The sequence below is a fragment of the Nostoc sp. CMAA1605 genome, assembly GCF_021596505.1.
Classification (GTDB): domain Bacteria; phylum Cyanobacteriota; class Cyanobacteriia; order Cyanobacteriales; family Nostocaceae; genus Trichormus.
Genome location: NZ_PJIZ01000012.1, coordinates 1 through 13,080, shown reverse-complemented (window position 1 = coordinate 13,080; position 13,080 = coordinate 1). Strand labels below are relative to the sequence as shown.

Annotated in this window: 11 protein-coding genes; 3 read left to right on the top strand and 8 right to left on the bottom strand. The window is 44.1% G+C overall.

From position 1 onward, the window contains the following. Positions 1-32 precede the first annotated feature (32 nt). The 6 genes from argH to trmD all read right to left on the bottom strand — a co-directional run bounded on the left by argH (position 33) and on the right by trmD (position 6,026). Entirely contained in the window at positions 33-1,418 is a 1,386-nt protein-coding gene (argH, locus tag CV014_RS06555) for an argininosuccinate lyase (RefSeq protein WP_236141291.1), read from the bottom strand. Positions 1,419-1,568: 150 nt separating this feature from the next. After that, positions 1,569-1,775 carry a hypothetical protein gene (locus CV014_RS06550; protein ID WP_236141290.1) on the bottom strand — a complete coding sequence of 69 codons (207 nt, stop codon included), beginning with the start codon at positions 1,773-1,775 and terminating at the stop codon, positions 1,569-1,571. A 161-nt stretch (positions 1,776-1,936) separates the two neighbouring features. After that, entirely contained in the window at positions 1,937-2,725 is a 789-nt protein-coding gene (gene larB, locus CV014_RS06545; protein WP_236141349.1) for a nickel pincer cofactor biosynthesis protein LarB, read from the bottom strand. Between the two features lie 114 nt (positions 2,726-2,839). Continuing rightward, positions 2,840-4,630, bottom strand: coding sequence for an ABC transporter substrate-binding protein (locus CV014_RS06540; RefSeq protein ID WP_236141289.1), 1,791 nt, complete (start codon positions 4,628-4,630; stop codon positions 2,840-2,842). Positions 4,631-4,714: 84 nt separating this feature from the next. Further along, positions 4,715-5,206 carry a 2-C-methyl-D-erythritol 2,4-cyclodiphosphate synthase gene (gene ispF / locus CV014_RS06535; RefSeq protein WP_236141288.1) on the bottom strand — a complete coding sequence of 164 codons (492 nt, stop codon included), beginning with the start codon at positions 5,204-5,206 and terminating at the stop codon, positions 4,715-4,717. Between the two features lie 76 nt (positions 5,207-5,282). Then, positions 5,283-6,026, bottom strand: a complete 744-nt coding sequence (gene trmD / locus CV014_RS06530) for a tRNA (guanosine(37)-N1)-methyltransferase TrmD (protein WP_236141287.1) — start codon at positions 6,024-6,026, stop codon at positions 5,283-5,285. A 567-nt stretch (positions 6,027-6,593) separates the two neighbouring features. On the opposite strand from trmD, the gene CV014_RS06525 reads away from it, so the two are divergent. Both CV014_RS06525 and cphA read left to right on the top strand, forming a co-directional pair. Further along, entirely contained in the window at positions 6,594-7,457 is an 864-nt protein-coding gene (locus tag CV014_RS06525; protein ID WP_103140003.1) for a cyanophycinase, read from the top strand. Positions 7,458-7,628: 171 nt separating this feature from the next. After that, on the top strand, positions 7,629-10,334 hold the full coding sequence (gene cphA, locus CV014_RS06520; protein ID WP_236141348.1) for a cyanophycin synthetase: 2,706 nt from the start codon (positions 7,629-7,631) through the stop codon (positions 10,332-10,334). Positions 10,335-10,402: 68 nt separating this feature from the next. Here cphA and tatA read toward each other — a convergent pair whose 3' ends face one another. Both tatA and CV014_RS06510 read right to left on the bottom strand, forming a co-directional pair. Continuing rightward, a complete protein-coding gene (tatA, locus tag CV014_RS06515) occupies positions 10,403-10,576 on the bottom strand; it encodes a twin-arginine translocase TatA/TatE family subunit (protein ID WP_236141286.1) in 174 nt (57 codons plus the stop codon). A gap of 312 nt (positions 10,577-10,888) precedes the next feature. Further along, a complete protein-coding gene (locus CV014_RS06510) occupies positions 10,889-12,286 on the bottom strand; it encodes a serine/threonine protein kinase (RefSeq protein WP_236141285.1) in 1,398 nt (465 codons plus the stop codon). 146 nt (positions 12,287-12,432) lie between these two features. Between CV014_RS06510 and cbiT the strand changes: the two genes are divergently transcribed. Then, entirely contained in the window at positions 12,433-13,035 is a 603-nt protein-coding gene (cbiT, locus tag CV014_RS06505; protein WP_236141284.1) for a precorrin-6Y C5,15-methyltransferase subunit CbiT, read from the top strand. The last annotated feature ends 45 nt before the right edge of the window (positions 13,036-13,080 follow it).

Sequence of the window (13,080 nt, the reverse complement as noted above, 5' to 3'; positions counted from 1 at the left end):
TTTCCCATTTCCCATTCCCTATCCCCCATTCCCTACTCTGATATTTGAATACGGGCAGCCAAAATAGCTTTATTTACCTGCTCAAAACCTGTGCCGCCGTAACTGTTACGTGCGGCTACAACTGTTTTAGGGGATATAGCTGTATAAATATCCTCTTGAAAAGCTGGGTGTAGTTGCTGCCATTCTTCTAGGGTTAAATCTTTTAAGAGTTTACCTGCGGCAATACTAGTTTTTACTACCTTACCTACAAGATTATAAGCTTCTCGGAAAGGAACTCCCCTAGCTGCTAGATAATCTGCAACATCGGTGGCGTTAGAAAAATCTTCTGTAACTGCTTCATTCAGGCGGTGAGTGCGGAATTCTAAACCCTCCCGCAGCAAAATAGTCATTGCTTCCAGACAGGCTTGGACGGTTTTGACGCTATCAAATAAACCTTCTTTGTCTTCTTGCAAATCTTTGTTATAGGCTAAAGGTAGTCCCTTCATAATCACTAGCATGGCCTGGAGATGACCAAAGACTCGGCCTGTTTTACCCCGCACCAATTCAGGCACATCGGGATTTTTCTTTTGTGGCATGATACTAGAGCCAGTAGCACAGCTATCTTTGAGGGTGACAAAGCGAAATTCTTCTGATGACCACAGAATAATTTCCTCAGATAGCCGACTCAGGTGAACCATAATCAAGCTAGCAGCACACAAAAATTCGACAGCAAAATCGCGATCGCTCACTCCATCCAAGCTGTTAGCATAAATATCATCAAAATGCAATAGTTTAGCGGTGTAATGTCTATCTATGGGGAATGTCGTCCCAGCTAAAGCACCACAACCCAAAGGCGAAATATTTACTCGGCGTGCAACATCACCCAGACGTTCCCAGTCGCGTTGTGCCATTTGGAAGTAAGCCAACAAGTGATGAGCTAAACTTAGAGGCTGGGCGCGTTGTAGGTGGGTGTAACCAGGAATGAGAGTTTCTACATTTTGTTGAGCAATATCTAGTAATACACCCTGAAATTCTCGTAATAGCTGTTTGATTTGTTGAATTTGTTCACGCAAGTAAAGCCTAGTATCTGTACCTACTTGATCATTACGCGATCGCGCCGTATGTAGTTTTTTCCCCACATCACCGACAATTTCCGTCAAGCGTCGTTCTACAGCAAAGTGAACGTCTTCGGCATCAATACCAGGTTGAAATTGTCCTTGGCGGTACTCTTGACGGATTTGTTCCAAACCAGCCACTAATTCTTCCCCTTCGGCTGGGGAAATAATTCCCGTCTGCGCCAACATCTGGGCATGAGCTTGAGAGCCGGTGAGGTCGTATTCTATTAACTCTATATCAAAACTAATACTGGCATTAAAACTGGCGATCGCTGGATGCAACGCTGATTCAAACCTCTGACTCCACGTTTGTTTTTCGGTCATAGAAATATTGGGGATTGGGGATTGGGAATTAGGGATTGGGGAGAGTAAAAAATTAATCCTCTCATCTTTTGGCATCTGATCCTCAGCCCTTTCTAGTTCCCAACCGCTAGTTACTAATCTTTATTCCCTACTTCCTACCTCCTACCTGTGTCAACCGTACTTAGTCAGGTTCCTAAAGACATAACCAACGCATACACCAATCAACAACGCCCAAATTTGACCACTTTTCACAAAAGAAGTCCAAATTTTCTGCATTTGTCCTACTACGTTCGGATCAGTCACATTCTGTGCTAACACAGTTAAATTTACCGGCAGATGCCAAAAATTCTGAGATATTAAATCACCTAAATATTCCATCTTGAGCCATTCATTAAGTTAAATCAGTGAACAGTGAACAGTTATCAGGCGTGTTTGGGGGATGAGTCACCCACCAAAACACACTTACCACCGATTGGTGTCTTGTTTTACCCAATCCCCAGTCCCCAGTCCCTAATCCCCATTCCCCCCGATGTAATAACTCAAGATGTAGCGGATGCCATCCGTAATTTCTCGGCTGTTCGCAAAATTTGCCCAGCTAGGACAGCTGCGCCAAAACCGTTATCAATATTGACGACTCCTACCCCAGCCGCGCAAGAATTCAACATAGTTAATAACGGTGCTAAACCGCCAAAGCTAGCACCATAACCAACACTTGTAGGGACAGCAATTACCGGACAATCTGCCAAACCCGCCACCACACTGGGTAAAGCTCCTTCCATCCCTGCAACTACAATTAATACTGACGCTGATTGAATCAAATGGCGGTTACTTAATAATCGATGAATGCCTGCTACACCCACATCCCAAAGTCGCAGGACACGAAATCCTGAAAGTTCAGCCGTAACTGCGGCTTCTTCCGCCACAGGTAAATCAGCAGTACCCGCAGAGAGAATCCCGATCAACCCCTCAAACTGCGGTTCGATTTGAGGTGGGGTAATGGCGCAAATTTTTGCTAGTTCGTAGTAGCGTAAACCCCGAATTTTTGGTTGTAATACATTATAGACTTCCGGTTCGATGCGGGTAGCCATCACCACAGGGTTGCGCTGACGCATAACCTCCATAATTTGGGCAATTTGGGCTGGTGTTTTCCCTGGCCCCCAAATAACTTCAGGGAAACCAGTTCTCAGATGACGATGATGGTCAATTTTGGCAAACTCCCCCACAGGTTCATAGGCTAAATCCTTGAGAGAATTTAAAGCCATATCTGGGGTAACTTTACCATTGGCAACCGCCTCTAAGAGCGATCGCAAAGTTTCTGGTTGAGTCACGGTAGATTTAGCAATTGGGAATTGGGAATCGGGAATTGGGAATGGGGTATGGAGAATGGGAGACAAGGTAGACGTATTTCCATGCCCAATGCCCAATGCCCCATGCCCCATTCGCTATTTAACAATTTTGATTTCATGTATGTTCCAGAACGCACCACCTAAAGCTGAGTATTGAATCCCTTCAAAGCGATCGCGTACTGCTGTCATGGCTAATGGATTTACCAAATAGATAAACGGTAAATATTCTTGAGTAATTCTTTGCGTTTGGGCATAAATTTCTTTGACTTTGGCTTCATCAAATTCCTGGGCAGCTTGGATATATAGCTTACCAATTTCTGCTTCCCAAGGTGCTACTTCTCTACCTTCAATTGGTTTTTGTCCCTCTTGGGGTTTTTGATTAAACATATGTAACCCACCATCAGGCGACCACACATTAGCCCCATCATTTGGTTCTAAACCACCAGTTAAACCTAATAAAGAAGCTTCCCAATCGAGAGTATTAGCAAGTTTATCTGTATAGGTATTCCATGCCAAGGGAGTAAAATCAACTTGCATACCAATCACAGCCAAGTCTTGCTTAATTTGTGAACCGATGGCTTCCCTGATTTTATTACCCGAATTAGTCAGCAATGTGAAGCGGACACGATTACCGTCAGCATCTAACAGTTGATTTTGCTCGTTATATTTAAAGCCAGCTTTTTTCAGCAATTCCTTGGCTTTTTCTGGGTTATAATCGTAAGTTTTGAGATTTTCTTTTGGAGGAATATAATAGGGGCTTTGGACTGTAATTGGTGAATTTTGTGGTTCACCTAAACCGCGAAATGTATTGTTAATCATGGTTTGACGGTCAATAGCATAGGCTACTGCTTGTCGAAATTCCACTGTATTAAACCAACGTGATTTTATGGGATCTACTAGTGGTTTGCCGTCTCTTCTACCTTTATTTAAATTGAATAAAATAAAGTTTGTGCCTGTTCCTGGTTCTTTGCCGTAAATCTTGAAGTTACCCTGCTTTTCTTGCACCTTCAACAAAGAAAAGTATTCGGCTGTAACGCCCACAGAATCTAGTCCCCCGGAACGAAATTGTAGTAGAGAATTGTCTGTATTTTCGACTATTTGCCAAACTATACGTTCAATGTAAGGTTGTGGTTGCCCTTGAGCATTTTTGCGCCAGTAGTAGGGATTGCGGCGAAAAATTACCCGTTCACTAGTATCATAGCGTTCTAGTTTATAAGGCCCGTTGACAATGATTTCTTTTGGAGGTGTATCAACGCCCCATTTACTTAAAAATACAGGCTTACCTTCTTGGTCTTTTTGTTGGACAAATGCTTTTAAAGCATGGGACGGTAAGATAGCTGTACCTGCATTGAGAAGAAATGGTCTGAAGGGTTCTGGTAAAGAAAATTCTACGCGGCGATTATCGATTTTTTTAACTGTAGGTAACTGACGATTTACACCTATTCTAAAACTATCTTTTACATCTGATGGAATCGCTGAATTAAAATAGATATCGTTGTAAGTAAAAACTACATCATCAGCCGTTAATGGCTGTCCATCAGACCATTTCAAACCCTCTCGCATGGTGAATGTAAATCTTAACTTATCCTCAGATATTTCCCAGGATTCTGCTAAAGCTGGTTCAACTTTACCCGTTAAAACATTTTGGTTAATTAAACCCTCATAGGTCAAACCAAAAATATTAGGAGATTCTTGGCTGAGAGCTAAATTAAAAGTTTTTGGATCACTGAGAATACTGGTAACTAATTGCGGTACTTGTGCAGCATCAGCATTCATTTTCAGCCTATTTGGGTTACAAGCTGCAACTGTAGCGGCGGTAAATACAGCCAGAATTATGAGTATCCAGAAACGTTTAGCTGTGTTCAGAATAGTATTTTTAGTCTGCATAATTTTTAGATGCACTAATACTAAAGTTTAAGAAAAATGAATGTTGAATTAAGTTTGCCAATAGTACCGCATCAACCAAAGAATTTAACCAACTGAATTAGAAGATACCAGCAAGACTACAGCATAAGCAGAAATGCCTTCTTCTCGCCCCTCTGGGCCTAATTTCTCATTGGTTGTAGCTTTAACACCGACCTGATTAGGTTGTAATTTTAAAACATCTGCTATTTTGTCACGCATAGTTTTAATGTGTGGTTTCAACTTGGGACGTTCTGCAACTACAACTGAGTCAATATTGCCTATTTGCCAGCCTTGATCACGAATTAACTGATCTACTTGGCTTAACAAAACTAAACTATCTGCCCCAGCCCATTGGGGGTCAGTAGGTGGAAAATAGTGACCGATATCGCCTAGAGATAATGCACCCAACATTGCGTCCATAATGGCGTGAGTTAGTACATCTGCATCACTATGTCCTAATAAACCCAATTCATGAGGGATTTGGACTCCCCCCAAAATTAAAGCGCGATCGCTCACCAATCGATGAATATCGTAGCCGTTACCAATTCGGATGTTCATGAGGTTTAGTCATTAGTCATTAGTCATTAGTCATTAGTCATTGGGCATGGGGCATTGGGCAGAAAAAAGCCGAAAATCATGATTTATTGCCCCCCTGCTCTCTGCCCCCTGCCCCCCTGCCTCCTTCCCCCTGCCTCTCCTCCAGCCATTTAGAGAGCAAATCAGGACGGCGATCGCGTGTTTTGTCTATCTGTTGTTCATAACGCCATTTGGCAATAGCAGCATGATTTCCAGATAGTAAAACATCTGGGACTTTCCAACCACGAAAGTCGGCGGGACGGGTGTATTGTGGGTAGTCTAATAGTCCTTCTTCAAAACTTTCGGCCGTTAAGGACTCGGTTTTAGCCACAGTTCCCGGAAGGAGACGTACCACACCATTAATCAACGCCATCGCCGGAATTTCTCCCCCTGTGAGGATGAAGTCCCCCAACGATACCTCACGGGTGACAAGATGCAGTACCCTCTCATCTACCCCCTCGTAATGCCCACAAATTACCACTAATTGGTCGTAATTGCTGGCTAATTCTCGTAATAGGGGCTGATTGATGGTTTGTCCTTGAGGACTCATTAAAATAATTTCTCGCCGGGGTAAAACTGGGAGAGACTCCACTGCACTAAAAATTGGTTCAGGCTTCATCAGCATCCCTACACCACCACCATAAGGTTCGTCATCTACCTTGCGGTGCTTGTCGGTAGTAAAGTCTCTGGGATTAGCTAAGTTTACCTGGGCAATTTGTTTAGCCAGGGCTTTACCCAGCAAACCAGAGTTCAGAACCGAGGTAAAACAGTCAGGAAAAAGTGTAACTATATCAAAACGCACAGTAATTCGTATTCAAGAACACTAATCTTAAGAATGAATGTCTATCAAACACAAGCAGCCAATGTAGGTTAAAACTACATATAGGCTTTATCAATAGTATCTAAAAGTCTTGCAACTCTTGGTTTTGGTTAAGCTCAAAGTTTTTCTAGTTACTTAAATTTATGTTTAAATATTGTCACAACTAGATTTAAATAAATAATCTGAACCAGGTTAACAACTTCCAGGATGTATCAGGCCAGCCTCAGAAAATGTGTGTAAAGACCTGCTCACTCCAAACCCAGAAGGGAAACCTAATCCCCAATGCTAGAGGCGAACACAGCCCCTAAGCAAAATTAAATCAGTCTGGAGACAGTGGACAGGTGAAAAACAAGGCACTGGCTTTGAGGAACAGCAAAGAACACCAGAATAAATGAGGCTTCTTGTGACTCGAATGCAGTGTCCTCTCTTAAAAGCAAAGTCCAAAAACTATCAGGCTAATCCACCTTGTTAAATTCACACGCCATTCGCCATCAGCCGGGAAACCCGTCCAAAGCGATGGTTCCTGAAGTTGTTGACAGGAGAAACACAATGCCGGAATTAAAAGCTAAATCGCTGGAAATGAGGACACCCCAAGCAACAAAAACCGCCGTTCTGGTAATCGGAGGCGCAGAAGATAAAGTTCATGGACGCGAAATCCTCAGAACTTTTTTTGGACGTTCTGGTGCAAGTAAGGCTTATATTACAATTATTCCATCTGCCTCTCGCGAACCCGCGATTATTGGTGGTCGGTACATCCGGATTTTTGAAGAAATGGGTGCTGAAAAGGTCGAGATTTTAGACATCCGTGAGCGGGAACAGTGCGAATCTCCCTATGTCAAAGAAGCCCTAGAAGCCTGTAGCGGGGTATTTTTAACAGGAGGAGACCAACTGCGTCTCTGTGGTGTCTTGTCTGATACACCAGCAATGGAAATTATTCGTAAGCGGGTGCGCGCAGGACATCTGACCTTAGCAGGCACAAGTGCAGGCGCAGCAGTGATGGGACATCACATGATTGCTGGCGGTGGTAGTGGTGAAACGCCAAATCGCTCCTTAGTTGATATGGCGACTGGCTTGGGATTAATCCCCGAAGTCATTGTTGACCAACACTTCCATAATCGCAATCGCATGGGTCGTCTCATTAGTGCAGTTGCTGCCCATCCCGATAGACTAGGAATTGGCATTGATGAAGACACTTGTGCCGTATTTGAGCGCGATGGGTGGTTACAGGTCATGGGTAAAGGCAGTGTCACCATTGTCGATCCCACTGAATTAACCCATACCAACGAACCCCACGTTGGCGCAAATGAACCTTTGACCGTGCATAACTTACGTCTGCATATCCTCAGCTATGGCGATCGCTTCCACCTGTACCAGCGCACCGTATTGCCTGCTGTACACCGCATCTCCAGCTGACGGAATAGAGTACCTGAGGTTAGACTGAATTGATCGCCTATTATTCTCTGCTGTAGAAAAACCCAAGCAATACATAAAATAATCAAAAAAACTGTTCATTTTAAACAGTTTAGCGGTCAATTCCAGTAAGAAACTAGAATTTTGGTTCCGAATCTCCATCTACCTATTCCCATGAGAATCCTCAAGATCCAGACCTTACGCGGCCCAAACTACTGGAGCATTCGACGCCACAAGCTGATCGTCATGCGCCTCGACTTAGAGAACCTTGCGGAGAAACCCTCCAACGAAATACCTGGTTTTTATGAAGGATTGGTAGAGGCACTGCCAAGTCTAGAAGGTCACTACTGCTCACCTGGCTGTCGTGGCGGTTTTCTAATGAGAGTGCGAGAAGGCACGATGATGGGTCACATTGTCGAACACGTAGCCCTAGAACTCCAAGAATTAGCCGGAATGCACGTTGGCTTTGGCCGCACCCGTGAAACGGCCACACCTGGAATTTACCAGGTAGTTATTGAGTATATCAACGAAGAAGCAGGACGTTACGCAGGCCGAGCCGCCGTCAGACTGTGCCAAAGTATTGTAGACCGTGGACGATATCCCAAGGCAGAACTAGAGCAAGATATTCAAGACCTGAAAGACCTCTGCCGTGATGCGTCCCTTGGCCCTTCTACAGAATCTATTGTCAAAGAAGCTGAAAAGCGCGGTATTCCTTGGATGCAGCTAGGCGCACGTTTTTTGATTCAACTTGGCTATGGCGTGAATCAAAAACGGATGCAAGCCACCATGACCCAAAAAACCGGCATCCTGGGCGTAGAATTAGCCTGTGATAAAGAAGCCACTAAACGCATCCTAGCGGCATCAGGGGTACCCGTACCTAGAGGTACAGTAATTAACTTCCTAGATGATTTAGAAGAAGCTATTGAATACGTCGGTGGTTATCCGATTGTCATTAAACCCCTAGATGGCAACCACGGACGGGGTATTACCATCGATATCAGAAATTGGGAAGAAGCCGAAGCCGCCTACGAAGCTGCTAGACAAGTTTCTCGCTCCATTATTGTCGAAAGGTATTACGTTGGGCGCGACCATAGGGTACTAGTGGTAAATGGGAAGGTGGTAGCAGTTGCTGAACGTGTACCAGCCCACGTTGTAGGTGATGGCAGAACCACCATCGCTGAACTCATCGAAGAAACCAACAAAGATCCTAACCGTGGCGAAGGACATGATAAAGTCCTCACCAAAATCGAACTAGACCGCACTAGCTACCAACTCCTCGAACGGCAAGGTTACACTCTCAACAGCGTGCTATCTAAAGGCGCGATTTGTTATTTAAGGGCAACAGCCAACCTCAGTACAGGTGGTATCGCGGTAGACCGGACAGATGAAATCCACCCGGAAAATATTTGGTTAGCCCAAAGGGTAGTGAAAATCATTGGTTTGGATATTGCGGGGCTAGATATCGTCACCACAGATATTAGCCGTCCCTTGAGAGAGTTAGATGGCGTAATTGTGGAAGTCAATGCTGCACCAGGGTTTAGAATGCACGTTGCCCCCAGTCAAGGCATTCCCCGCAACGTAGCTGGCGCAGTTATGGATATGCTGTTCCCCCCTGAACAATCGAGCCGCATTCCCATCCTCAGCGTTACAGGGACGAACGGTAAAACCACAACTACCCGCCTACTCGCCCATATTTATAAGCAAACAGGTAAAGTAGTAGGATATACAACTACAGACGGGACATATATCGGAGATTTCTTAGTAGAATCTGGTGATAACACAGGCCCACAAAGCGCGCATTTGATTTTACAAGACCCAACTGTAGAGGTTGCAGTTCTAGAAACAGCCCGTGGAGGCATTTTGCGTTCTGGTTTGGGTTTTGAGTCTGCTAACGTTGGGGTGGTATTAAATGTAGCAGCAGATCACTTAGGGATAGGTGACATTGACACCATTGATCAGTTAGGCAACCTCAAGAGTGTGGTTGCAGAAGCAGTATTTCCCAATGGTTATGCTGTACTCAACGCCGACGATCGCCGTGTCGCCGCAATGGCAGAAAAAACCAAAGCCAACATTGCCTACTTTACGATGAATCCCAGTTCGGAACTAGTGCAGCAGCACATCCAAAAGGGAGGAGTCGCCGCAGTTTATGAAAACGGCTATCTGTCAATTGTTAAAGGAGATTGGACACATCGCATCGAAAGGGCAGAAAATATTCCCTTGACGATGGGCGGCCGTGCGCCGTTTATGATTGCTAATGCCTTAGCCGCAAGTTTGGCAGCCTTTGTTCAGAATGTCACCATAGAGCAAATTCGCGCCGGCTTGAAAACCTTCCGGGCTTCGGTGAGTCAAACCCCAGGACGGATGAACTTGTTTAACTTGGGTAGCTACCACGCCCTAGTAGATTATGCCCATAATCCCGCCAGTTACGAGGCTTTGGGTTCTTTCGTGCGTAACTGGACAACCGGACAACGAATTGGTGTAGTGGGTGGACCTGGCGATCGCCGCGATGAAGATTTTGTTATGCTAGGTAAACTAGCCGCCGAAATTTTTGACTACATCATTGTCAAAGAAGACGACGATACCAGAGGTAGAGCAAGGGGATCAGCTTCGGATTTAATCACCAAAGGCATCACACAAGTTAAACCAGATGCCCGTTATGAATCGATTTTGGATGAAACCCAAGCCATTAATCGAGGTTTGGACATGGCTCCCGACAAAGGTTTGGTAGTAATTCTGCCAGAGAGTGTCAGCCGCGCTATTAGATTGATTAAGCTACGCGGTGTAGTAGCGGAAGATATTCAGCCACAAAATATTCACTCCTCCGTTGTTGATAACCAAAATGGCATAGCATCTAATTCTGTAATTAATACTTTGCTGTAGTTGATAGTAGAGATGGGAAAAGTCGCATCTCTACTATTGACTGTTGCTGAGTTGGCAGTTTAAAAAATCTATTTTTCTTCTTGTTCCGAGGTGGTATCCTCACTAGGCGTTTTTAGCTCCTCCTTAAAACCTCGTAGGGTTTTACCTAGTGCGCTTCCCAGTTCGGGAATTTTTTTCGGGCCGAAAATGACGATAGCGACGACGGCAATAATCGCTACTTCAGTCCATCCTAGTCCAAACATATAAAGTTTCTCCTGAATTTTTTAGTTGTATCAGTCTGGTAGAGTGCATCAGCGCGAGATAATCTAGCCATACAAATAAGGGACTTCCAACTTAAAAAATATTATCACTGCGTGGGCAAGGGGCAGGGGGCAGGGGGCAGGGGGAGTAGGAGGAGCAGGGGGAGCAGGGGGAGCAGGGGGAGCAGGGGAAGTAGGGGGAAAAAGAATGATGTCTGATCTAGGAAATTGGATAAGATAATTTATTTTCTGGAAGTCCCTAAGATTAATCTAAACGACTATAGGGAAACTCTCGCCACGAAAATTAGTTTCTATTTATCCCCGTTGAATTGGCATATCCAACCAATCACTGATTTCCTGGGCTAACCATTTTAATTCTGCTTCCCATTCAATGATGCTATTAACACCAAGTTCATATTTTCTTACACCTGCCCAAATTTCTAATTTAGCCGGAACTTCAGTGCGATTACCTTCACGATCTCTAGTCCAATATTTTTGGATATAAACTAGTTTGTTAATGCTGGTTTTGCGTGAAGGACTGGAACGGTGGTGTTGAAAACCAAAAAGTTCGTCATAAAACATAATTTCTTGGTGATCGATACGTAAACGGGTATACCCAAATAGATGGGAGATTATGCCACATAACAGAGTGGCACCCACAGCCAAAAAAGGTAGTGAAAATGCGAGCAAGGCGAGATTGAGAGGAAAAGAGGCTAGCAATGCCGAGATTGTCCAAGGTAGAACAAAAGAATTCCAGGCGATCGCAAATGCTCCTGTAAACAGCATCGACCAACTAAAACCCTTTGGAGGAATGACAATTTCCAGCACATCCCAATTTTTCGTGAGTTGGATTTTGCTACCTACTGGTTGAGAGATCACCAAACTGCTACTAATATTTATTGGTGCTTGCGATCCTTCTAAAGCTTGTAGTGCAGCACTTGCAGAACTGAATCTTCGTTCTAAATTAGGTTCAATTATGAACTTGAGCCAGCGTGTCAAACCTGAACTGAGATTGACTACAGACTCAAACTGTATCCGAAAATCTTTTTGGGGCAAATCAGCAGGATGAGTCCCCGTGATTAAGTAAATTAATGTTGCACCCAAGCTATAAAGGTCAGAAGCAGTAACAGTACGTCCGCCAAACTGTTCTGGTGGCATATAGCCGTAAGTTCCCACTACAGTTCTAGTTCCGCCTTCTGTCGCCAAAACAGTTTGGACTGAACCAAAATCTACTAAATAGACTTGGCCAACACTGTTACCAGAACGCTCCCCCAATAAAATATTGCTAGGCTTAATATCACGGTGGATCACAGGGGGGTGCAGTCCATGTAGATATATAAGAATTTCTAAAACTGCTTTAGCTACTTGTTTAACTTCAGTTTCGGTAAAAGTTCTGCCAGATTGTAGGTATTGCTCTAAAGTTTGGGCTGGGATATAACTCTGTACTAAGGCAAATCCTTTAATCTTGGGTAAATTTAACTCAAAATAGTCAATATATTTGGGAATTAACGGGTGTGACAAAGATTTGAGAGTTTCTGCCTCACGCTCAAATAATTTGAGATCATTCCATTCAAAATCACTACTAAAGGCTAGTAATTTGACAACCACTAATTCACTAGTAACTAGATCCTGAGCAAGTAGAGTCCTTCGCCCTGCTTTTTTACCCAACTGTTGTTGAATCTCATAGCGATTATTGAATGTTTCCCCAATCATAATGAGTGCTGAGTGCTGAGTAATGAGTAATGAGTGATGAGTAATGATGAGTCATTAATTTGTCGCCAATTTATCCCCCTACTCCCCCTGCTCCCCCTGCCCCTGCCTACCACCTGCCCCTTGTACTAGTATAATTGCGTATTCCTATGCCTTCCCAACTTTGGCCTTATGTTACACCTGGTATTCCTGATGAGTTTTTCGAGCATTTGCCGGGAATTCCTCTGAGTCAACGAGAAATTCGGTTGTTATTGATTTCTCAACTGCGTTTAGAACCTGATTCGGTTTTATGGGATATTGGCGCAGGTACGGGTACAATCCCTGTAGAAGTAGGGTTGTTGTGTCCAAAAGGACAGATTGTTGCTGTAGAACGGGATGAAGAAGTAGCTAATTTAATTAAACGTAATTGCGATCGCTTTGGTGTCAAAAATGTAGAAGTGATTGAAGGTAGTGCGCCGGAGTGTTTACATGAAATTAAAGTCAGCCCTCAGCGTGTCTGTATTGAGGGAGGGCGACCAATTCAAGATATTTTGCAAACGGTGTGGAATTATTTACCGTCATCGGGAAGAGTAGTAGCGACAGCCACTAATCTAGAAAGTTTGTACATGATTTCTCAAAGCTTTTCCCAGTTGCAAGCGAGAAATATTGAAGTTGTGCAGTCTGCGGTTAACCGACTAGAAAGACGCGGCTTCTCTCAAACCTTTGCCGCCGTTGATCCCATTTTTATCCTGAGTGGTGAGAAACTAGACTAGGTATGGGGAATAGGGCATAGGGTATGGGGCATTGTGTATGGGAAA